The 20,678-nt window shown below is 72.1% G+C and carries 18 protein-coding genes, 1 rRNA gene and 1 pseudogene; 5 read left to right on the top strand and 15 right to left on the bottom strand.

Translation table 11 applies throughout. The features are described 5' to 3' along the window. Positions 1 to 463: 463 nt before the first annotated feature. Together ACZ69Q_RS38425 and ACZ69Q_RS38420 are read left to right on the top strand one after the other, a co-directional pair. A complete protein-coding gene (locus ACZ69Q_RS38425) occupies positions 464 to 2,266 on the top strand; it encodes a glycoside hydrolase family 15 protein (RefSeq protein ID WP_471052064.1) in 1,803 nt (600 codons plus the stop codon). A 68-nt stretch (positions 2,267 to 2,334) separates the two neighbouring features. Beyond that, positions 2,335 to 3,714, top strand: a complete 1,380-nt coding sequence (locus ACZ69Q_RS38420; protein WP_471051539.1) for an FAD-binding oxidoreductase — start codon at positions 2,335 to 2,337, stop codon at positions 3,712 to 3,714. A 12-nt stretch (positions 3,715 to 3,726) separates the two neighbouring features. Here ACZ69Q_RS38420 and ACZ69Q_RS38415 read toward each other — a convergent pair whose 3' ends face one another. Further along, positions 3,727 to 3,978, bottom strand: a complete 252-nt coding sequence (locus ACZ69Q_RS38415; RefSeq protein ID WP_471051537.1) for a hypothetical protein — start codon at positions 3,976 to 3,978, stop codon at positions 3,727 to 3,729. A gap of 431 nt (positions 3,979 to 4,409) precedes the next feature. Between ACZ69Q_RS38415 and ACZ69Q_RS38410 the strand changes: the two genes are divergently transcribed. Beyond that, positions 4,410 to 6,053, top strand: coding sequence for a PucR family transcriptional regulator (locus ACZ69Q_RS38410; protein WP_471051534.1), 1,644 nt, complete (start codon positions 4,410 to 4,412; stop codon positions 6,051 to 6,053). 7 nt (positions 6,054 to 6,060) lie between these two features. Here ACZ69Q_RS38410 and ACZ69Q_RS38405 read toward each other — a convergent pair whose 3' ends face one another. The 6 genes from ACZ69Q_RS38405 to ACZ69Q_RS38380 all read right to left on the bottom strand — a co-directional run bounded on the left by ACZ69Q_RS38405 (position 6,061) and on the right by ACZ69Q_RS38380 (position 12,388). Then, positions 6,061 to 7,197: a glycosyltransferase family 4 protein gene (locus tag ACZ69Q_RS38405; RefSeq protein WP_471051531.1), complete on the bottom strand. Its 1,137-nt coding sequence runs from the start codon at positions 7,195 to 7,197 to the stop codon at positions 6,061 to 6,063. Between the two features lie 347 nt (positions 7,198 to 7,544). Continuing rightward, positions 7,545 to 8,336 carry a hypothetical protein gene (locus tag ACZ69Q_RS38400; protein ID WP_471051528.1) on the bottom strand — a complete coding sequence of 264 codons (792 nt, stop codon included), beginning with the start codon at positions 8,334 to 8,336 and terminating at the stop codon, positions 7,545 to 7,547. A 77-nt stretch (positions 8,337 to 8,413) separates the two neighbouring features. Continuing rightward, positions 8,414 to 10,132 (bottom strand): DNA repair protein RecN, encoded by a 1,719-nt coding sequence (recN, locus tag ACZ69Q_RS38395; RefSeq protein WP_471052062.1) that lies wholly within the window; start codon positions 10,130 to 10,132, stop codon positions 8,414 to 8,416. A gap of 210 nt (positions 10,133 to 10,342) precedes the next feature. After that, complete coding sequence (locus ACZ69Q_RS38390; RefSeq protein ID WP_093745506.1) at positions 10,343 to 11,248, bottom strand: NAD kinase; 906 nt, start codon at positions 11,246 to 11,248, stop codon at positions 10,343 to 10,345. Further along, entirely contained in the window at positions 11,245 to 12,060 is an 816-nt protein-coding gene (locus ACZ69Q_RS38385) for a TlyA family RNA methyltransferase (protein WP_471051524.1), read from the bottom strand. The genes ACZ69Q_RS38390 and ACZ69Q_RS38385 overlap by 4 nt, the downstream gene beginning before the upstream one ends. A gap of 7 nt (positions 12,061 to 12,067) precedes the next feature. Beyond that, positions 12,068 to 12,388, bottom strand: a complete 321-nt coding sequence (locus ACZ69Q_RS38380) for a hypothetical protein (protein WP_471051522.1) — start codon at positions 12,386 to 12,388, stop codon at positions 12,068 to 12,070. 42 nt (positions 12,389 to 12,430) lie between these two features. On the opposite strand from ACZ69Q_RS38380, the gene ACZ69Q_RS38375 reads away from it, so the two are divergent. Continuing rightward, positions 12,431 to 12,778 carry a sterol-binding protein gene (locus ACZ69Q_RS38375; RefSeq protein ID WP_471051519.1) on the top strand — a complete coding sequence of 116 codons (348 nt, stop codon included), beginning with the start codon at positions 12,431 to 12,433 and terminating at the stop codon, positions 12,776 to 12,778. On the opposite strand, the gene ACZ69Q_RS38370 is transcribed toward ACZ69Q_RS38375, so the two are convergent. From ACZ69Q_RS38370 to ACZ69Q_RS38355, 4 genes are all read right to left on the bottom strand, one after another. Next, complete coding sequence (locus ACZ69Q_RS38370; protein ID WP_471051517.1) at positions 12,762 to 13,721, bottom strand: ABC transporter ATP-binding protein; 960 nt, start codon at positions 13,719 to 13,721, stop codon at positions 12,762 to 12,764. The genes ACZ69Q_RS38375 and ACZ69Q_RS38370 overlap by 17 nt on opposite strands. Further along, on the bottom strand, positions 13,718 to 14,800 hold the full coding sequence (locus tag ACZ69Q_RS38365; RefSeq protein ID WP_471052059.1) for a FecCD family ABC transporter permease: 1,083 nt from the start codon (positions 14,798 to 14,800) through the stop codon (positions 13,718 to 13,720). The genes ACZ69Q_RS38370 and ACZ69Q_RS38365 overlap by 4 nt, the downstream gene beginning before the upstream one ends. Positions 14,801 to 14,808: 8 nt before the next feature. Further along, positions 14,809 to 15,852, bottom strand: a complete 1,044-nt coding sequence (locus ACZ69Q_RS38360) for a FecCD family ABC transporter permease (RefSeq protein ID WP_471051514.1) — start codon at positions 15,850 to 15,852, stop codon at positions 14,809 to 14,811. A 78-nt stretch (positions 15,853 to 15,930) separates the two neighbouring features. Continuing rightward, entirely contained in the window at positions 15,931 to 16,959 is a 1,029-nt protein-coding gene (locus ACZ69Q_RS38355; protein WP_471051511.1) for an HAD hydrolase-like protein, read from the bottom strand. A gap of 72 nt (positions 16,960 to 17,031) precedes the next feature. Between ACZ69Q_RS38355 and ACZ69Q_RS38350 the strand changes: the two genes are divergently transcribed. Further along, positions 17,032 to 18,324, top strand: coding sequence for a DUF1015 domain-containing protein (locus ACZ69Q_RS38350; protein ID WP_471051508.1), 1,293 nt, complete (start codon positions 17,032 to 17,034; stop codon positions 18,322 to 18,324). A 66-nt stretch (positions 18,325 to 18,390) separates the two neighbouring features. On the opposite strand, the gene ACZ69Q_RS38345 is transcribed toward ACZ69Q_RS38350, so the two are convergent. The 4 genes and pseudogenes from ACZ69Q_RS38345 to rrf all read right to left on the bottom strand — a co-directional run bounded on the left by ACZ69Q_RS38345 (position 18,391) and on the right by rrf (position 20,501). After that, positions 18,391 to 19,158 carry a tetratricopeptide repeat protein gene (locus ACZ69Q_RS38345; protein WP_471052057.1) on the bottom strand — a complete coding sequence of 256 codons (768 nt, stop codon included), beginning with the start codon at positions 19,156 to 19,158 and terminating at the stop codon, positions 18,391 to 18,393. Continuing rightward, a complete protein-coding gene (locus ACZ69Q_RS38340) occupies positions 19,050 to 19,844 on the bottom strand; it encodes a hypothetical protein (protein ID WP_471052055.1) in 795 nt (264 codons plus the stop codon). The genes ACZ69Q_RS38345 and ACZ69Q_RS38340 overlap by 109 nt, the downstream gene beginning before the upstream one ends. Further along, positions 19,732 to 20,271, bottom strand: a pseudogene (locus ACZ69Q_RS38335) (DEAD/DEAH box helicase); the annotation flags it as partial. The gene ACZ69Q_RS38340 and the pseudogene ACZ69Q_RS38335, both read right to left, overlap by 113 nt. Before the next feature lie 113 nt (positions 20,272 to 20,384). Beyond that, a 5S ribosomal RNA gene (gene rrf, locus ACZ69Q_RS38330) occupies positions 20,385 to 20,501 on the bottom strand. Positions 20,502 to 20,678 lie beyond the last annotated feature (177 nt).

Here is a 20,678-nt window from a genome sequence, read left to right as displayed (position 1 = left end):
GGAGTCGCCGTCGCTGCGGTTCGGGGGTTTTTCTCCCACCGGTCCACGGGCTACCAGGGTATCAGCGACCGGAACCGATGGCTTCCGGCCACGCTCCGCACACGTCTCGCCACGAACCTGCACGACCGTCTCGGTTTCTCACCCCTTGCTCACCCGTTCGGCGGACCCGGGTTGCCCGGAGCGGCACGCAGATCATCTACGTGCGTCGTATCCTGCTCGGACATTCGCTGCCGAGCCCGGCCGGTAACACGGCACCACCCCTCGCCCGTAGCCTCCGGAACAACGAGAGCTCGTCAGTTCGTTGAGCAGAGATCGTCGAGAAAAGTCTGTCGTTTTGCCTCACGGCCGAAGCGGCTGCTTTGCTTCACCGCTCAACGACGATTTACAACACCCCTTGACCGCACTAGCGAGAGCCCCCTTGTTGCCAGGAGGGGGTGACGTGGCCGTTCGACTGGAGTTGCACGTGGCCGGGCGCATCGAAGACTACGCACTCATCGGAGACATGCAGACCGCGGCACTGGTCTGCCGGGACGGCACAGTGGACTGGCTGTGCCTGCCCCGCTTCGACTCGCATGCCATCTTCGCGGGACTGCTCGGCACCGAGGAACACGGTTTCTGGCGGCTCGGCCCCGCGCACGCCTCCGACTCCCCGCCGCCCACCGCGGCCCGGCGCACCTACCGCGGCGACTCCCTGATCCTGGAATCCGAGTGGGACACGCCGCGCGGCACGGTCCGGGTGATCGACTTCATGCCTCCGCGTGACGGCGCGCCCCAGCTCATCCGGATCGTGGAGGGCGTCTCGGGCCGGGTGCCGATGCGCTCGACGCTCCGGATGCGTTTCTCGTACGGCCGGGTGGTGCCCTGGGTGCACAAGCACGAGGGCCGTACGGTCGCCGTCGCCGGCCCGGACTCGGTGTGGTTCGACACGGAGGCCGAGACCTACGGCAAGTCGCTGACGACGTACTCGGACTTCACGGTCGCCCCCGGTGAGCGGATCGCGTTCACCATCTCCTGGGAGCCCTCGCACAAGCAGCCCCCCGCGCTGCCCGAGCCGGAGCAGTCGCTGGTGGCGACGGAGGACTTCTGGCGCGAGTGGGTCGAGCACTGTACGTACCACGGCCCCTACCGCGAGGCCGTCATCCGCTCGCTGATCACCCTCAAGGCGCTGACGTACGCCCCGACGGGCGGCATCGTCGCCGCCCCGACGACCTCCCTGCCCGAGGACATCGGCGGCGTCCGCAACTGGGACTACCGCTACACCTGGCTGCGCGACGCGGCGATCACGCTGTCCTCGCTGCTGCGCACCGGCTACCGTGAGGAGGCCCGCGCCTGGCGCGAGTGGCTGCTCAGGGCGGTCGCGGGCGACCCGGAGAACCTCCAGATCATGTACGGCATCGCCGGTGAGCGCGAGCTCGGCGAGGCCGAGCTGGACTGGCTGCCCGGCTACGAGAGCTCCGCGCCGGTCCGGGTCGGCAACGGCGCCGCGCACCAGCTCCAGCTCGACGTGTACGGCGAGGTCACCGAGGCCCTGCACCTGGCCCACATGACGGGCCTGGCCCGCAACGACTACGCCTCCCTGCTCCAGCTCAAGCTGATCCGCTACCTGGAGGACCACTGGCAGGAGCCGGACGAGGGCATCTGGGAGGTGCGCGGCCCTCGCCGCCACTTCGTGCACTCCAAGGTGATGGCCTGGGTCGCGGTCGACCGCACGATCAAGCTGATCGAGTCCGGTGACGCGGACGGCCCGCTGGAGCGCTGGAAGGAACTGCGCGACGAGATCCACCGGGACGTGTGCGAAAAGGGCTACGACAAGGAACGCAACACGTTCACGCAGTCCTACGGCTCGAAGGAGCTGGACGCCTCCCTGCTGCTGATCCCGCAGATGGGCTTCCTGCCGCCGGACGACAAGCGCGTCATCGGCACCATCGAGGCGATCCAGCGCGAGCTGTCCACGTCGGACGGCTTCATCCTGCGCTACCCGACGCAGGGCGAGGACGAGGGCGTCGACGGCCTTCCCGGCGACGAGGGCGCCTTCCTCGCCTGCTCGTTCTGGATGGCGGACGACCTGGCGATGATCGGCCGCGTCGACGAGGCCCGCAAGCTGTTCGAGAAGCTGCTGTCGCTGCGCAACGACCTCGGTCTGCTGGCCGAGGAGTGGGACCCGCACCTCCAGCGCCAGGTCGGCAACTTCCCGCAGGCCTTCAGCCACGTTCCGCTGATCGACACCGCCCTGCGCCTGACCGCCTCGGGGGCCTACGGAGGCTGAACAGGACCGCCGGCCGAAGCCTGCCTACGCTGGGATCCATCAGCCCCTGCACGGAAGGGGGCGCCCCCATGGCCTCCCCATCGAAGGCGGGCGCGGCCCTTGCCGCGTTGCGCGAGGATCTGGTCGGCGACGTGTTCGCCCCGGAAGACGTGGGCTACGACGAGGCCCGGACCGTCTTCAACGCCATGATCGACCGCCGGCCCGCGGTCATCGCCCAGTGCGTGGACGAGGACGATGTCGTACGGGCCGTGCGGTTCGGACGGGACCTGGACCTGCACATCGCGGTGCGCGGCGGCGGGCACAGCGTGGCGGGCATGGCGCTGAACGACGCCGGACTGGTCGTCGATCTTCGGCACATGCGTGCGGTGAGCGTCGATCCGGCGGCCGAGGCGGTACGGGTCGCGGGCGGCGCCACGATGAGCGACCTGGACCGCGCCTGCCAGCCGTACGCCCTGGCCACGACCGGCGGCCGGGCCTCCACGACCGGGGTCGGCGGTTTCGTCCTGGGCGGCGGCACGGGCTGGCTGGACCGCTGGTGCGGGCTGGCAGTGGACAACCTGGTCGGCGTCGAACTCGTCACCGCGGACGGCGAGCGGGTCCATGCCAGCGCCGACGAGAACCCGGAGCTGTTCTGGGGCCTGCACGGCGGTGGCGGCAACTTCGGCGTCGCGACCGCGCTCACGCTGAAGCTGCACGAGCTGCCCGATTTCTCCATCGCGCTGGTGCTGTACCTGCCGGAGTTCGGCCCCGAGGTCACCCGCACCTACCGCGACCTGATCACCACGGCCCCGGACGAGGCGAGCGGCGGCGTGCTGTATCTCACCGGCCCGCCCGAGGAGTTCGTGCCGCCGCACCTGGTCGGCAAGCCCCTGTGCGGCGCGCTGCTGACGTACGCGGGTCCCGAGGAGGACATGCGCAAGCTGGCCGAGCCCCTGCTGTCGCTGCCGCACGAGTCGGAGATCGTCGGGGCGATGCCGTACGCCGACGTCCAGTGCATGCTCGACGATCCGCCGGGGATGCGCAACTACTGGTCGGCGGAGTATCTGACGGGCGCGCCCGACGCCTACCTGGACGTGTTCTGCGCCGGCGGCGAGGCGCTGCCGCCCACCGGCACCCTCCATGTGCTGTTCCCGCAGGGCGGGGCGATCGCCGCGGGCCCGCACGAATTCCCCGTGCCCTACCGGGACGCGCCCTGGGCCGTGCACCCCTTCGCGATCTGGGAGGACCCCGCGGACGACGAACGGTGCGTCCAGTGGGTCCGGGACGTCCGCGCCGCCGCGCAGCCGTGGAGCACGGGCGCGGTCTACCTCAATTTCATCGGGGACGAGGGCGCCGAGCGGGTCGTGGCCGGACTGGGCGCCGAGAACACCCGCCGCATGGCCGACCTGAAGCGCCGCTACGACCCCGACAACGTGTTCCGCTTCAACCACAACGTCAGGCCGGCCTGATCGGCTTGTCCCTCAGGCCCTCGCCAGCGCCGACAGCCTCCGCTCCCCGCCGAGGTCGCCCGCCGTCGCCGGAACCAGGGCGATCTCGTCGAGCCCGGCCTCGGCGTACTGCGCGGCACGCGCGCGTACGGCGTCCAGGCCGACCGTGCCGGCCGCCGCGGCGGGCAGGGCGCGGACCAGTGTGCCGGCGTCGGCTCCGGTGCGGGCCGGCCCGACCGCCTCCCCGAAGCCGGCCGCCTCGAACATGTCGCTGTAGGCGGGCACCGCGAGATACCCGGCGATGCTCCGCAGGACCTGGTCGAGCGAGGCCGGGTCGGGGTCGACGGCGACCGGCAGCCAGGCGGCCAGGGCCGGCGGCGTACGGCCCGCGCGCCCGGCGGCCGCCCGGCACGTCCACCAGCACCGCCACCGGACCGGCCGTCAGCGCGACCCGCTCGGTGGCCCGCCCGATCGCGGCGGCGAGGACGAAGGAGTCCCAGGTCGGCCCCTCCCCCGCCCACACCTCGCGATACCCGAGCCGATCAGCGACCGCCGCCAACCGCAACGGCTCCTCGACCGCGCTGTCGTCCTCCCGTGCCACGGCGACAACGCTGTAGTCCATGCCGACGCGGCTACCCGGTCCGGCGCCGCGTAGCCCCGCCCCATGAACGTCTTCGGAGATGTCAGGAGGCCATCCGCACAGGTAGCGTCCGCCTATGGACAGCGGGACGAACAGCGGATTCGACACCCACGCCGCCGGGATCACCGTCCGGCGGGCGCTGGAGCTGCCCGGTCTGCGCAGTGGGCTGCCCGAGATCCTCGCGGGCGCCGACCGGCTGGGGCGGACCGTGCGCTGGGTGCACGCCGGCGAGGTGCCCAACATCGCCTCCCTGCTCAAGGGCGGGGAACTGCTGCTGACCACGGGTTACGGCCTCGGTACCCGCCCGGCCGACCAGCGCGCCTTCGTGCGCACCCTGGCGGAGCGCGGCATCGCGGCCCTGGTCATCGAGCTCGGCACCCGCTTCACCCGGCTGCCCGCCGCCCTGGTCGACACGGCGCGCTCGGCCGGCCTCCCGCTCGTCCAGCTCCATCGCCAGGTCCCCTTCGTGACGGTCACCGAGGAGATCCACACCGAGATCGTCAACGGCCACTACGCGCTGCTGCAACGGGCGGAGGAGGTGCACCGCCGCTGCACCGAGGCCCTGCTCGGCGGCGGCGGGGTGCCCCAAGTACTGGGCATCCTCGCGGACTTCAGCGGCAACCCGGTCTTCCTGGAGGCGACGGACGGACGGCTGCTGTACGCGGCCGGCGCGGGCCCCGAGGGCGCGGACCCGTTGCAGGTGTGGGAGGGGCTGCGGGGTCAGCACAAGGACGCGCCGCCGTCCACCGGTTCGGTGCTGGTGGACGTGCCGGGCGGCGGCCAGGGGGCCGGGTCGGTCCGGGGCCGTATCGTCCTGCTGCCGGTGCTGGGCCCGCTGGCGCCCGTGCACCGGATGGCCGCCGAACGGGCCGCGGGCATCCTCGCCGTGGTGCTGATGCAGGCCCGTCAGGAGGAGGAGCTGGCGGCACGCGGGCGGGGCGATTTCCTGACCGACCTCGCGGAGGGCCGTGTCGCCGCCGCGGACGCCCCGGCACAGGCGCGCGTCCTGGGCTTCAAGCCGGGTGACGGCCCGCTGCTGCCGGTCGTGATGCGGCTCGGCGACGGTCTCTCCCCCGGCGGCGGCTGGGCGGTCCTGGCACGCGCGGTCGGCGAGGAGCTGGCCTCGGTGGGGGTGCCGGTGCTGCTGGGCGTGCGGCCGGTGGAGGGCCGGGTGCCGCTGCTGCTGGGCCTGCGCTCGGAGGCGGAGCGCTCTTCGGTGGCGGACAAGGTGGCGGCGGCGCTGCGGGCCGGCGTGGAGCGGGCCGGGATCCAGCGGCCGGGGGCTCGGCCGCCGGTCGTGGTGGTCGGCGTCGCGGGCGGCTGGGCGGCCGCCTCGGCGAGCCTCAGGCACGCGGCGGAGACGGCGACGGCCGCGCAGGGCCTGGCGGACCGCCCCTGGTACGACGCCCGCCGCCTGGACATCGACCTGCTGTTGTGGCGGCTGCGCGACCACCCCGACCTCGCGGCCTTCGTGGACCGCGCGATCGGTCCGCTGCGCGACCACGACGAACGCTCCCGACCGCCCCTGCTGCCCACGCTTGAGACCTACTTGGCGCACGCGGGCCGCAAGGCGGAGACGGCCCGCGAGCTGCACCTGAACCGGCAGACGCTCTACAACCGCCTCGCGCGCATCGGCGAGTTGCTGGGCACCGACCTCGACGACCCGCAGACGGTCCTGGCGTTGAGCCTGGCGCTGCGGGCCCGAAGGCACGTCGCCTAGCGGCCGGCTAGATCATGGGCCGGGGCTGCGTCAACTCGTCGTAGACGCTCAGCACTTGGGCCACCGTCTCGTCCTCGGTCGGCCAGGTCGCCGCCTGCCGCACGCCCCGCTCCCGCAGAAGGTCCTGCCGCTCGGGGTCGCCGAGCAGTCGTACGACGGTCTCGGCGAGGGCGTCCGGGTCGCCGTACGGGACGAGTTCGGCCGCGTCGCCGACGAGTTCGGACATACCGCCGACGTCGGTGGCGACGAGCGGCACGCGCGCGTGCAGGGCTTCCTGCGCGAGGACGGACCGCGACTCCCAACTGCTGGACAGCAGGGCGATGTCGGCGGCGGCCAGCAGCTCCGAGACGTCGTCGCGCCGCCCGATGAGCCGCACGGGCAGCTCCTCGTCCTCGATACGGCGCTGCAACCCGGCCCGCAGCGTCCCTTCCCCCGCGATCACGACCAACGGGGCGGGATCCAGCCGCCGCCAGGCGCGCGAGGCGTCCAGCAGTACGTCGTAGCCGCGATGCCGCTCCAGCGTGCCGACCGCGATGAGCAACGGCCGCCCGGTGGCGCCGAGTTCGGCACGCACCTTGGGCCGCAGCCGGTCGGGGTCGTCCCGCTCGACGACGCGGCGGCGGCCGGGCAGCGCGACTGCGGCGAGCCGCGCGTCCCGGGCACCGGTGCGGCGGGCCCGGTCGACCAGCGCCGAGGTGGTTCCGAGGACGACGGAGGCGGCCTTGACGACCCGGCGTTCCAACAGCCGCAGGAGATGGGCCCGGGCGCCCTCGGCATGCGCCCGGTCGTGCCAGGTGACGACCAGCGGAGTGCGCCGCCCGCTCAGCGCCAGCACCGCGCGGAAGGAGGCGTGCAGTCCGTGCGCATGCACCAGGTCCGCGTCCGCGCAGGCCGCCCGCAGCGCGGCCACGGAGGCGGGGTCGCTGCTGCGTGGCACGTGTACGTGCTCGGCGCCGGCCCCGGTGAAGTCGTAGGCGTGATCGGCCTCGACGGGGGCGCACACAGTCACCCGCACGCCCCGCGCGACCAGCCCCGAGGCCAGCGATCGCACGTGGGCGCTGCTGCCGGCGTTGCCGCCGCCCAGCACCTGCACGGTGCGCAGCGACGACTGGCCGTGCGGTGAGTGGCTGCTCACGGGGGTCACGTGGCCGGGGCTCCTGGTTGTGGGTGGGACGGTCACGAAGAAAGTACAGAAGGATCGGGCGCAGGGGGTGTACCGCGAGGATTCCTTCGCGTACGACGTGTTTACGCCAAGGATGCCAGGACGCACGGGCGTTCCGGGACCGTCGGGAGGACGAGGGCGGGCAACGCGGCGGCAGGAGTCACCTGCACGAGTGAGTCGGGGTGGCCGTTGTGCACGAACACGCGCGCGTGGCGCATGTCTCAACGACCGGAGCGGACCGACACACGGCGCACTCACCACGGCCGGCCGACGCTCACATCACGCCACGTCCGACGCTCGCACCGTCCAGCTCGCGCGACCTGCCTGTCTCAGGTCCCGCCCAACATCCGTGCCGTTTCGCTCACTTTGTCCCCGTACACCGCCGCGGCCACGACGGCGGCGGCATGCGCGACCAGTCCGGCGCGGCCTCCCCTACTCTCGGCTCCGCTCGAGCGGGGGGACCCCCATCCGGCGACGACGGCGGCGCCCAGAGCCGCGCCCAGCGCGTGCGCCCCGGTGTCTCCGATCATCGCCCGCTCACCGAGGTCGTCGGGCAGTACGGCCGCGGCGGCCCCCATGGCCGTGGCGGCGAGCTCGGCACCGGCTCCCGCACGAAGCAGCCCCGGCGCCCCGAGCACGAGCACCGAGGCGGCGGCCCGACCGGGCCGTACGTCCACGAGGTTCACGAAGTGCGCGGTACCGGCGATCACGACCCCGGCGAGCAGTTGGTCCAGCGGCCGCCGCTTCAGGAACGCCCCGGCGACGAGCCCGGCGGCCGAGATGCCGAACAACTTGACGGCTCCGCTGGTGACTTCGCCGTCCCGAAGGGCGCGCAGGTGCGCCCGGAAGCCGCGTCGCGCGTCATCCGCCCCGGCGATGTCGTCGTACGCCCCGCAGATCCCGGCGACGGCCACGGCGACCCCGGCGGCCGGCGACACCCGCCCGGCCCCGACCGCGGCGGCCAGCGCCGAGGCGGGCCCGGCGTACAACTCGACGTTCCGCCCCGCGTAGTTCTTCCGCTCCCAGCGCTCACGGCCGCCGGGAGCCTTGGCGCGCAGGGCGGTGGCGGCGGCGCGGGTGAGGGCGACGGAGAGCCCGAGGGAGACGGCTTGCCTGATCATCCGGCCACCCTACGGGCCGGGACCCGTGCCATGGGCTGCCTTCTGGATCAGGCCGGCCACGCGGGCCCCGGCACGCCCTAGCCGTCGGCCCGAGCCGTCTCCAGCAGTTCCTCGGCGTGCGCCCTGGCGGTCTCCGAGTCCTCCTGCCCGGCCAGCATCCGGGACAGCTCCCGGACCCGCTCCTCGCCCTCCAGGACCTTCACGCCGGACCGGGTGACCGACCCGTCGTTGGTCTTCTCGACGAGCAACTGCCGGTCGGCGAAGGCCGCGACCTGCGGCAGGTGGGTCACGACGACGACCTGCGCGGTCTTCGCCAGCCGGGCGAGCCGTCGCCCGATCTCCACGGCCGCCTTGCCGCCGACGCCGGCGTCGACCTCGTCGAAGAGGTACGTCGGCACGGGATCGGTCCCCGCGAACACGACCTCGACGGCCAGCATCACGCGCGAGAGCTCACCGCCGGACGCGCCCTTGGCGATCGGCCGCGGCGGCGCCCCGGGGTGCGGGGCGAGCAGCAGCTCGACCTCGTCGACGCCCGACGGCCCGTAGGCGACCGCGCGGCCGCCGACCTCGACGCCCTCAGGGTCCTCGGTCTGCCGCAGGGCGAAGGACACGCGCGCGTGCGGCATGGCGAGTGAGGCCAGCTCCGCCGTCACGGCGGCGGCGAACCGCTCGGCCGCCTCCGTGCGCGCGTCCGTCAGCGCCTGCGCCAGCCCGCCCAGCTCGGCGCGCAGCGCGTCGCGCTCGGCGGTCAGCTCGCCGATCCGGTCGTCGTCGCTGTCCAGTTCGGTCAGCCGCGAGCTGCCCTCTTCGGCCCAGGCGAGCACGGCGGTGATGTTCTCGCCGTACTTGCGCGTGAGCGCGTTCAGTGCGGCCCGCCGCTCCTCGACGGCCGCGAGCCGCAGCGGGTCGGCGTCCAGGTCGTCGGCGTACCCCGCCAGCTCCCCGGCGACATCGCCCAGCAGGATCCCGATCTCCCCGATCCGGTCGGCCAGCGCGGCCAGTGCCGGATCGTGCGAGCGGACGGCGTCCAGGGCCCGCTGCGCCCCCGCGACGAGCGTGGCCGCGTCGATGCCCTCGGGGTCCTCCGGGTTGCCTGCGAGAGCGGCGTGAGCGGCCGTGGCTGCGGACGACAGAGCCTCCGCGTGCCCGAGCCGCTCGGCCTCCTCCGCGAGCTCCACGTCCTCCCCGGCGCGCGGCTCGACACCCGCGATCTCGTCGAGCCCGAACCGCAGCATGTCGGCTTCCTGGGCCCGCTCACGCGCGCGCGTGACGATTTCCTCCAGCTCGACGGAGACCGCCCGCAACCGCCGGTACGCCTCGCCGTACTTGGCGAGCGGCACGGCGACGGCGTCGCCCGCGTACCGGTCGAGCGCCTGCCGCTGCCGCGTCAGCTTCAGCAGCCCCTGCTGGTCGGTCTGCCCGTGCACGGCCACCAGCTCGTCGGCGAGCTCGGCCAGCATCCCCACGGGCACGCTGCGCCCGCCCAGATGCGCCCGGGAGCGCCCTTCGGCGGAAACGGTACGGCTGATGAGCAACGCACCGTCGTCGAGCTCGGCCCCCGCCTCCTCGGCCCGTACGACGGCCGACGTGCCCGCGGGGACGGTGATCCGCCCCTCCACGACCGCTTTCTCGGCCCCGATCCGCACGAGCGCCGGGTCCGCCCGCCCGCCGAGCAACAGCCCCAGGCTGGTGACCACCATGGTCTTGCCCGCACCCGTCTCGCCCGTCACGGCAGTGAACCCCGGCGACAGCTCGACGACCGCGTCGTCGATGACTCCGAGCGACCGTATCCGCATCTCCTCCAACACGGACACGACCTTACGAGGTCGGCACGGGGAAGTGCGACGGCCCCCGGGTCCGTGATGTGAAGGTGCAGGTGACGAATGGGTATCGGCCGCACATTGTCACCCAGGCGAGTGTCACGCCTCAGGGGCGCGGGGAACTGCGCGACCAGCCACATCCGGCCCGCAGCCGCCCGACGCGCCCCTCACATCACGGCGAACGGGCTAATGCGGCGCACCTCGCCACCCGGAAACCGGCAACGCGAACTTCGCCACAAGCCGGTCAGTGAACGACGCATGATGCAGCCGAGCCAACCGCACCGGCACAGCCCCCCGCCGCACCTCCACCCGCGCCCCCGGCGGCAACTCCACGGTCCGCCGCCCGTCACACCACAACACCCCCGGCGGGATGTGCGGCAGCACCTCCACGGCAAGCACAGAGTCCGGCGAGGTCACGAGCGGCTTGGCGAACAGCGCATGCGCCGAGATCGGCACCATCAACAACGCCTCGACCTCGGGCCACACCACGGGCCCGCCCGCGGAGAAGGCATAAGCGGTCGACCCGGTCGGCGTGGACAGCACAATCCCGTCGCACCCGAACCCCGTCACCGGCCGCCCGTCGATCTCCAGCACGACCTCCAGCAGCTTCTCGGCGCCGGCCTTCTGCACGGCCGCTTCGTTCAGCGCCCAGTCCGTGTGCACGATGTCGCCGTTCTGATGCACGACGACGTCGACGGTCATCCGCTCCTCGACCTCGTACGCCTTGGTGACGACCCGGTCGACGACCTTGTCGAGATCGTCCCGCTCGGCCTCCGCGAGGAACCCGACCCGCCCGAGGTTGACGCCCAGCATCGGCACCCCGGACGCCCGGGCGAACTCGGCGCCGCGCAGCAGCGTCCCGTCGCCGCCGAGCACGATGAGCAGCTCGCACCCGTCGAGGCACTGCGGGGTCGCCTCCTTGACGAGTTCCACCTCGTCCGGCAGGGGCAGGTCCTGCGCCTCCGCCGACAGCACCCGCACGCCGATCCCCGACCGCAGCAGTCCCTTGACCACCAGTTCGGCGCTGCGAATGGCCGCCGGCCGCCCTGTGTGGGCGAGGAGAAAAACAGTACGAGCTGAGTTCTGCATCAACGCGGCCCCTCCGCCACTGCTCGGTCAACGTCGGCCGGGTCCAGAGCGGGCGCCCCGGCACGCAGCCACAGAAAGTACTCGACATTCCCGGAGGGTCCGGGCAACGGACTCGCCGTGACCCCGTTCACCCCGAGCCCGAGATCCCACGCCTTCTCGGCGACACCGCGCACGGCCTCCGCCCGCAGTTGCGGACTCCGTACGACTCCCCCGCTGCCCAGCCGTTCCTTCCCCACCTCGAACTGCGGTTTCACCATCATCACCAGATCGGCGTCCGGCTTCACGCACCGCACCAGGGCGGGCAGCACCAGGCCGAGCGGGATGAAGGACAGATCCCCCACGACAAGATCCACTGGTTCCCCATCGATCGCTTCGAGCGTCAACTCGCGTACGTTCGTACGGTCCTTGACGGTGACGCGTTCATCGCTTTGGAGAGTCCAGGCGAGTTGTCCGTATCCGACGTCGACGGCGACGACGTGCGCGGCTCCGGCCCGCAGCAGCACATCGGTGAAGCCTCCGGTGGACGCGCCGGCGTCCAGCGCCCGCCGCCCCCGCACCGCGAGCCCCTGGGGCACGAAGACCTCCAGCGCGCCCGCGAGCTTGTGCCCGCCGCGCGAGACGTACTCGGGATCGCCGTCGTCGGTCTGGACGACGATCGCCGCCGCGGTCTCCACCTGGGTGGCCGGCTTGGTCGCGACGGTCTTGCCGACGGTCACCCGTCCGGCGGCGATGAGCTGGCTGGCGTGCTCACGCGACCGCGCGAGCTTCCGGCGGACCAGCTCCGCGTCAAGACGGCGGCGTGCGACTCCTGCCACGTTCGGTTCAGCTCCTCATCCCAGGCATCGACGGGGGCGCCGGAGGTCCCGGGCGGGCGTCGAGCGCGGTCAGCGCGTCACGCAGCCCCCGGTGTACATCCTCGTACACCTCCAGGTGCCCGTCGGTGGCGAGGTGGTCGGCGTCACCGAGGCGCTCGAGCTGGGCGTCGACGTCGGCGTCGCCGGTGGGGACGCGGGGGACGTTCAGCGGGGCGGGGGCCGCGGGGTCGTACTCGGGTTCGACCGCGAGCTCGACCGCGTCCTCGGCCGTGGTCTCCGCCTCGGCCTGCGCCGCCGGGATCTGAGTCTCCGGAACCGTGTCGCTCATGCCCAGACGCTACCCCGAACCGCTGGGGTACCGTCGATCGCGATGGCCACGATTGAGGAGTGCCGCGCCGCACTCGAAAAGCTCTCGGACAACATGCAGCGCGCCGAAGGGGACGCCCGCTCGGCCGCGGCCCTGGATCGCTCGGTGAGCTGCCACATCACCGACCTGGACGTCACCTTCGCCGGCCGCATGGCGGGCGGCCGGATCCACGTCCACGACACGCTCCAGGGCCCACCCCGTGAGAAGGCCCAGATCAGGCTGAGCATGACCGGCGACGATCTGGTCCTGCTGGTCGCCGGTGAGCTGAACTTCGCCAAGGCCTGGGGCGCGGGCCGGGTGAGACTGCACGCGGGAGTGCGCGACCTGCTCCTGCTCAGGAAGCTTCTGTAGCCGCCACCTTCTCGACCTCGGCCTTGTCCCTGACGCGTGCCTTGCGCGCCGCCGGCACCACCAGCGGCGTCCCGGTCTCCGGGTCGTCGATGACCTGACAGCGCAGCCCGAAGACCTCCTCGACCAGCTCCGCGGTGACGATGTCGTTGGGCGCGCCCTCGGCGATGACGGACCCGCCGCGCAGGGCGATGAGGTGGGTGGCGTAGCGGGCGGCGTGGTTGAGGTCGTGCAGCACGGCGACGAGCGTGCGCCCCTGTTCCTCGTGCAACTGGGCGCACAGGTCGAGGACGTCGATCTGGTGCTGGATGTCGAGGTAGGTCGTCGGCTCGTCGAGCAGCAGCAACGGCGTCTGCTGGGCCAGCGCCATCGCGATCCACACACGCTGCCGCTGACCGCCGGACAGTTCGTCGACATAGCGATCCGCGAGCTCGGCGACACCGGTCTGCTCCATCGACTCCTGTACGACCCGCTCGTCCTCGGTCGACCACTGGCGCAGGATCCCCTGGTGCGGGTACCGGCCGCGGCCCACCAGGTCGGCGACGGTGATCCCGTCGGGCGCGATCGAGGACTGCGGCAGCAGTCCCAGGGTGCGCGCGACCTTCTTCGCCGGCATGGACTGGATGACCTGGCCGTCGAGGAGCACCCGGCCCTGGCTGGGCTTGAGCATCCGCGACAGCGCCCGCAGCAGCGTGGACTTGCCGCACGCGTTCGGGCCGACGATCACGGTGAAGGAGTTGTCGGGTATCTCCACCGACAGCTTCTCGGCGATGACCCGCTGGTCGTAGGCGAGGGTGACGTTGTCGGCGGACAGGCGGTTCACAGTGCTCCTTCGGTTGTTCAGCCCGTTGTTCGGCCCGCTGCTGAGGCTGTAACTGCTCTTGCTGCTCTTGCTGCTCTTGCCGCTCTTGCCGCTCTTGCCGCTCTTGCTGTCGCCGGCGCTCATATCCGGCCCGCCTTGCGCTCGGTGACCAGCAGCCACAGCAGATACACGCCGCCGAGCACGCCCGTGACCACGCCCACCGGCATCTGGTCGGCGCCGAAGACCCGCTGGGAGATCCAGTCGGCGGCGACGAGGAGGGCGGCGCCCATGCACAGGGAGGGCAGCAGGTTCGGCCCGGGCGAGCGGGTCAGACGCCGGGCGAGCTGCGGGGCGGTGAGCGCCACGAAGCTGACGGGACCGGCGGCGGCCGTGGCGGCCGCGGTGAGCAGCACGGCGGCCAGCATCAGCAGCAGCCGTACGCGCTCGACGCGCACCCCGAGGGCGTACGACACGTCGTCGCCCATCTCCATCATCCTGAGCCCGCGCGCGTTGGCGAGGACGAGCGGCACGAGGACGGCGCACAGCGCGAGCAGCGGCCAGACCTGGGCCCAGTCACGGCCGCTGAGGGACCCGGTCATCCACACGACCGCACGGGCCGCGTCGACCAGGTCGGCCTTGGTCAGCAGATAGCCGTTGACCGCCGTCATGATCGCGGACATGCCGATACCGACCAGGACCAGTCGATAGCCGTGCACACCCCGCTTCCAGGCGAGCAGATAGATGGCGAGACCGGTCGCCAGCCCGCCCACGAGCGCGCCCACGGTGACCTGCCCCGCACTCCCGGAGAACAGCACGATCACCACGAGCGCGCCGGCCGTGGCGCCCTGCCCGAGACCGAGGATGTCCGGGCTGCCCAGCGGGTTGCGGGACAAAGCCTGGAACAGCGCGCCGCCGAGGCCGAGCGAGGCCCCGACCAGGAGCCCGACCAGCACGCGCGGCAGCCGCAGCTCGTTGACGATGAACTCCTGCCCGGCGTTGCCCTCGCCGAACAGCGTCCTGAGGACGTCACCGGCCCCGATCGGGAAGTCGCCGGTGCCGATCAGCAGCACGCTCGCGGTGAGCCCTGCCAGCACCAACAGCAGGACGACGTTCAGCGCCCGCACTTCCAGCCGTACGGAGAGCCCGCCCGGGGTACGTACGGCGCGGTTGTCGCCGCCGGACTTCGCCGCGTCCGGCGCCGCGGTCGTCGGTTCGCTCTTCACTGCGGTCCTCACAACTGGGCCGTCCTCCGCCGTCGTACGAGAAAGATGAAGACCGGTCCGCCGAGAATCGCGGTGACGATGCCGACCTGGAGCTCGGAGGGCCGGGCGACGATCCGGCCGATGATGTCGGCGCCGAGCAGCAGCACCGGCGACAGGACGGCCGCGTACGGCAGGATCCAGCGCAGGTCGGGCCCGGTGAAGGAGCGCACGACGTGCGGCACCATCAGGCCGACGAACACGATCGGCCCGCACGCCGCGGTCGCGGCACCGCACAGCACGGTGGCCGCGAGCATCGACAGCACCCGGGTGCGGTTCAGGTTGGCGCCGAGGGCCTTGGCGGTGTCGTCGCCCATCTCCATGGCGTTGAGCGGCCGGGCGAGAGCGAGCGCGAGGACCATGCCGGCCACGAGGAACGGCAGCACCTGCTCGATGGTGGAGTCCGTCGCCGAGGTCAGCGAACCGACCGTCCAGAAGCGCATCCTGTTCAGGGCCGCGTCGTCCATGATCATCACGGCCTGGAGATAGCCGTAGAGCGCGGCGCTGATCGCCGTACCGGCCAGCGCGAGCCGGACCGGTGTGGCGCCCCGGCTGCCGCCGAGGAACCAGACCACCGCCCCGACCGCGGCAGCGCCGAGGAAGGCGAACCAGACGTAGACGTTCAGGCTGGTGACGCCGAAGAAGGTGATGGCGGTGACGACCGCGGCGGACGCGCCCGCGTTGATGCCGAGCAGGCCGGGGTCGGCGAGCGGGTTGCGGGTGAGCGCCTGGAGCACGGCTCCGGCCAGGCCGAGCGCGGCGCCGGCGAGCAGTCCGAGGACGGTGCGCGAGATCCGGTCGTCGACCACGACGTCGCCGTAGGTGCCCGAACTCTCGAAGAGCCCGTGCCAGACCTCCCCCAGCGACAGTTGTTTCGCCCCGATCGCGATGCTGGCCGACGCGACGGCCAGCAGGATCAGGACAGAGACGAGCAACCCAACGGCACGTATCGCCCGTCGGGTTGGCGGCGCGGACACGGACTCCGCGCGCTGTTCGGGAGGACTGTCAACCAACACGCAGTTAGGTTAGCCTACCCTCCCATTCAGCCACGATCCCGCTGCATGCGCTCCCTCACACCGCCGCCGTGCGACGACTCACCAACCCAGCCGCGCCAGCGCCTTCCCCGAGTCCAGGGCGCACGAACCGTCCCCGGCCGCCGTCCAGGCCGCCGCGCACAGCGCCCGCAGGCCGTCCAAGGCCGCCCCGTCACCGTCGAGTTCCAGCCGCTCTCCCCGCGCGGTCGCCGTCCAGCCACCGCACCGGAAGCCCTCACCCTGCTCGGTGACCTCCGGTTGCCCCGTGAGCAGCCCCCGCAGATCGGCGTCCACGTATGTCGGCCGGTGCTGCGGCGGCGCGGCGAGCAACTGGGCGCCGTCGGTCACCCCGGTCAGGACGAGCAACGAGTCGACCTCCCCGTTGAACGCGCCCTCGATGTCCGTGTCCAGCCGGTCCCCGACCACCAGCGGCCGCTCGGCGCCGGTACGCAGGATCGTCTCGCGGTGCATGGGAGGCAACGGCTTGCCCGCCACTTGCGGCTCGGCACCGGTGGCGATGCGTACGACCTCCACCGCCGCGCCGTTGCCCGGCCCGATCCCGCGGGCGCCGGGAATCGTCAGGTCGGTGTTGGACGCGAACCAGGGCACCCCGCGCGCGATGGCGTAACACGCCTCGGCGAACCGCCCCCACACCAGCTCCGGCCCGCCGTACCCCTGCACCACGGCCGCCGGTTCGTCGTCCGCCGACTCGACCGGCTCAAGGCCGCGCTCACGCAGCGCCACCCGCAGCCCCTCCCCGCCGATGACCAGCACCCGGGCACCCTCCGGCACCTGCTCGCTGATCAGCCGCGCGGCCGCCTGCGCCGACGTGATCACGTCGTCCGCGCCCGTGGGTATCCCCAGCGCCGTCAGATGCGCCGCCACGACGTCCGGCGTCCGCAATGCGTTGTTCGTGACATACGCGAGATGCATCCCGTCCGTTCTCGCCGCCTCCAGCGAATCGACGGCGTACGCGATCGCGTTCCCGCCCGCGTACACCACTCCGTCGAGGTCGAGCAGCGCCGTGTCGTACGCCTGGCTCAGGGCCCGGCCACTGCCCGAGGGCCTCGTCCTGACGCTCTGGCTCATTTGGCATCGCTCCTCGTTCGACGGCTTTCCCCCGATCATCCCCCATGCCACCGACACCCGTACGATGCCGGGATGAACACAGCAGGTCACCCGGAAGCAACGGCGCGCCGAGGCCTCGAACTCACCCCGTTCCGAGGACTTCGCTACGACCCCGACCGGGTCGGCAGTCTGGCCGCCGTGACATCCCCTCCGTACGACGTCGTCGTCCGCCCCGACGGCCTGCACCATCTCCAGGACGCGGACCCGCACAACATCGTCCGCCTGATCCTGCCCCAGGCCGACACGCCGGTCGCCCGCAACGAACAGGCGGCGCGGACACTGCACCGCTGGCTGTCCGAAGGCGTACTGACCACCGACTCCGACCCCGGTCTCTACGTCTACGAACAGCGCGACGGCGAGGGCATGCTGCAACGCGGCGTCATCGGCGCCCTGCGCGTGTCGGAGCCCTCGGAGGGCCTGGTCCTGCCGCACGAGGACGTCATGCCGCACGTGGTCGCCGACAGAGCGGACCTGATGCGCGCCACGTCCGCCAACCTCGAACCCCTGCTCCTGACCTACCGGGGCAACGGCACGGTGGCCGACACGACCGCCGTCATCGAGCGCACCATCGAGGGCCCGCCGCTCCTCTCGACCACCACCGAGGACGGCTTCAGCCACCGCCTGTGGTCGGTCACCGACCCCGCCGACCTGGCCCGCATCCAGTCGGACCTGACCCGCCGCCAGGCCCTGATCGCCGACGGCCACCACCGCTGGGCGACCTATCGACGTCTACGCGCGGAGCACGCCTCGCCGAGCCCCTGGGACTACGGCCTGGTCCTCCTGGTCGACACGGCCCGCTACCCCCTGCGCGTGCGCGCCATCCACCGTCTGCTGCACGGTGTACCGGTCCCGGACGCCCTGGCCGCCCTCGACGGCCTCTTCCGTGTCCGCCGCCTCGAAGTACCGCTCGCCGAAGCGCTGGAGACCCTGGCGGACGCGGCCTGTGCGGGCAACGCCTACCTCCTCGCCGGCGACGGCGCCTTCCACCTCGTCGACCGGCCGGATGCGGACCTCCTCGCCCGCACGATCCCGACCGACCGCCCCGACGCCTGGCGCACCCTGGACGCGACGGTCCTGCACGCCACTCTCCTCGCCCACGTCTGGCACGTGCCCGAGGACGACCCCACCCGCATCGCCTACATCCACGACACCGCTGCCACCGTCGACAAGGCGGAACGCGACGGCGGTACGGCCGTCCTGATGCACCCCGTCCGCGAGGACGTCGTACGCGACCTGGCCCGCCAGGGCGTCACCATGCCCCGCAAGTCGACGTCGTTCGGCCCGAAGCCGGCGTCGGGCCTGGTACTGCGCGCACTGGACTCCTAGAACGCCGAAGGGGCGGGACCCCTTACCCGGGATCCCGCCCCTCACGTCATACGCCGCCGGTCGCCGCTACTCCTTGCGATCCTCGTCGGCCTCGCCCCGAGCGTCCTGCTCGTCGCCGCCGACAAGGTCGCCGTCCTTCTCGTGGTTCTCGTCCTCGTCGAAGGCGTCGACGAACTCGACACCGTCCAGCTCCGCGAGCCGGTCGGAGGCATCGGTGCTGCCGTCCTTGTCGGCCTCGACGGCCTTCGCGAACCACTCACGCGCCTCACCCTGCCGCCCGGCGGCGAGCAGCGCGTCCGCGTACGCGTACCTGAGCCGCGCGGTCCACGGCTGTACGGCATTGGAGGCGAGCTCGGGGCTCTGGAGCGTCACGATGGCCGCGTCCAACTGCCCCATGTCACGCCGGGCGCCGGCCGCGACGAGCCGCATCTCCACCTGCCCGGCCTTGTCGAGCTTCTGCACCTCGGGAGCCCCGGCCATGTCCAGCGCTTTCTCCGGCCGCCCGAGCCCACGCTCGCAGTCGGCCATCAACGGCCACAGCTCCACGCCACCCGTCATCCGCCGGGCAGCCCGGAACTCGGCGAGCGCCTCCGCGTACTTCTGGTTGGCGTACGCGGCGAACCCGCCCGCCTCTCGTACGGCCGCGACACGCGACGCGAGCCGCAGGGCCACCTTGGAGTAGCCGTAGGCACCCTCGGGGTCCTCGTCGATGAGCCGCGCGACCATCACCAGGTTCTTGGCGACATCCTCCGCGAGCGTCTTCGGCAGACTCTGAAGCTCCTGCCGTACGTCCTTGTCGATCTCGTCGCCCGTGACGTCCTCGGGGATGGGCAGCCGCTTGATCGGCTCGCGATCCCGGTCGCGATCCCGTTCATCACGGAACCTTCCGCCGCCTCGCCGGTCATCCCGTCGATCGTCACGCCGGTCGTCACGCCCACGGAACCCTCCGGGACGCCCACCACGGTCGTCCCGACGCGGCCCACGACCGCCACCACGGTCGTCACGCCCCCGGAACCCACCGCGCTCGCCACGGTCACTGTCGCGACGGTCATCCCGCCGGAACCCACCGCGGTCACCACCACGGTCACCACGGCTGTCGTCACGCCTGAACCCACCGCGGTCGTCGCCACGGCTGTCGTCACGCCTGAACCCACCGCGGTCACCGCGATCGCCACGGTCGCCGCGCTCACCACGGTCACTGTCGCGACGGTCGTCCCGCCGGACGCCGCGGTCGCGGTCATCACGCCGGAAGCCACCACGATCGTCCCGGCGGTCATCGCGACGGTCGTCACGCCGATCATCCCGACGGTCGTCACGGCGGTCGTCACGGCGGTCGTCACGGCGGTCGTCACGGCGGAATCCACGGTCCCGGTCATCGCCTCGACGGTCGTCGCGGCGACCGTAGCCACCACGGCTGTCGTCACGCCGGCCGTACCCGCCGCGGTCGTCTTCCCGACGCGGCCCACTCGGCCGATCATCGCGACGGTAGGACGGACGGTCGTCCTGCCGACGCGGCGCACTCGGCCGGTCGTCACGGCGGTAGGACGGACGGTCGTCTTCCCGACGCGGCCCACTCGGCCGGTCGTCACGGCGGTAGGACGGACGGTCGCCGTCCCGCCGCAGCCCACGCTCACGATCCCGGTCGTCCCGACGCGGTCCGGTCGGCCGGTCGTCACGGCGGAAGGGGGGACGGGGTCCGCGGTCACCTTCACGGCGGTCATCGCGCCGATCGTCGCGGCGGTCGTCACGCCGATCATCGCGGCGGTCGTCACGCCGGCCGAAGCCACCACGGCTGTCGTCACGCCGGAAGCGGCTACGGTCACCACCGCGGTCGTTGTCGCGCCGGAAGCCACCACGGTCACCGCGGTCTCCACGGTCCCCCCGCTGACCGCCTCGGTCAGCGCGGTCACCACTGTCCCGTCGCCGCTGGTCGCGCTCCGGTCGGTCGTCGGGAGAGTTGGTGGACATCGGTGACTCCTGTCTTCGGTACACAAGCATTGTAAAAACAAAAGGACCCCTGGTCCCAGCTGAACGCTGGGACCAGGGGTCCTCCAAAGATTGTTCGGCGGCGTCCTACTCTCCCACAGGGTCCCCCCTGCAGTACCATCGGCGCTGTAAGGCTTAGCTTCCGGGTTCGAAATGTAACCGGGCGTTTCCCTCACGCTATAACCACCGAAACCCTAATGGTTTCGAGCGAACAAGCACACTTTTCTTTTGTCTGTTCTGCTCAAAGCCGACAACGGTCGTTGTCTCAGAACTAACACAGTGGACGCGAGCAACTGAGGACAAGCCCTCGGCCTATTAGTACCGGTCACCTCCACACCTTGCGGTGCTTCCAGATCCGGCCTATCAAC

The organism is Streptomyces sp. NPDC036764, from assembly GCF_055609385.1.
Note: the sequence above shows the minus strand (reverse complement) of the source record. Positions and strands in the feature narration are given on the sequence as shown.

Coding starts and splice junctions, on each gene's coding strand:
- ACZ69Q_RS38375 (WP_471051519.1), top strand. CDS start 12,431: ATGGCCACGATTGAGGAGTGCCGCGCCGCACTCGAAAAGCTCTCGGAC.
- ACZ69Q_RS38380 (WP_471051522.1), bottom strand. CDS start 12,388: ATGAGCGACACGGTTCCGGAGACTCAGATCCCGGCGGCGCAGGCCGAG.
- ACZ69Q_RS38410 (WP_471051534.1), top strand. CDS start 4,410: ATGGACAGCGGGACGAACAGCGGATTCGACACCCACGCCGCCGGGATC.
- ACZ69Q_RS38350 (WP_471051508.1), top strand. CDS start 17,032: ATGAACACAGCAGGTCACCCGGAAGCAACGGCGCGCCGAGGCCTCGAA.
- ACZ69Q_RS38400 (WP_471051528.1), bottom strand. CDS start 8,336: ATGATCAGGCAAGCCGTCTCCCTCGGGCTCTCCGTCGCCCTCACCCGC.
- ACZ69Q_RS38355 (WP_471051511.1), bottom strand. CDS start 16,959: ATGAGCCAGAGCGTCAGGACGAGGCCCTCGGGCAGTGGCCGGGCCCTG.
- ACZ69Q_RS38420 (WP_471051539.1), top strand. CDS start 2,335: ATGGCCTCCCCATCGAAGGCGGGCGCGGCCCTTGCCGCGTTGCGCGAG.
- recN (WP_471052062.1), bottom strand. CDS start 10,132: ATGCGGATACGGTCGCTCGGAGTCATCGACGACGCGGTCGTCGAGCTG.
- ACZ69Q_RS38370 (WP_471051517.1), bottom strand. CDS start 13,721: ATGAGCGCCGGCGACAGCAAGAGCGGCAAGAGCGGCAAGAGCGGCAAG.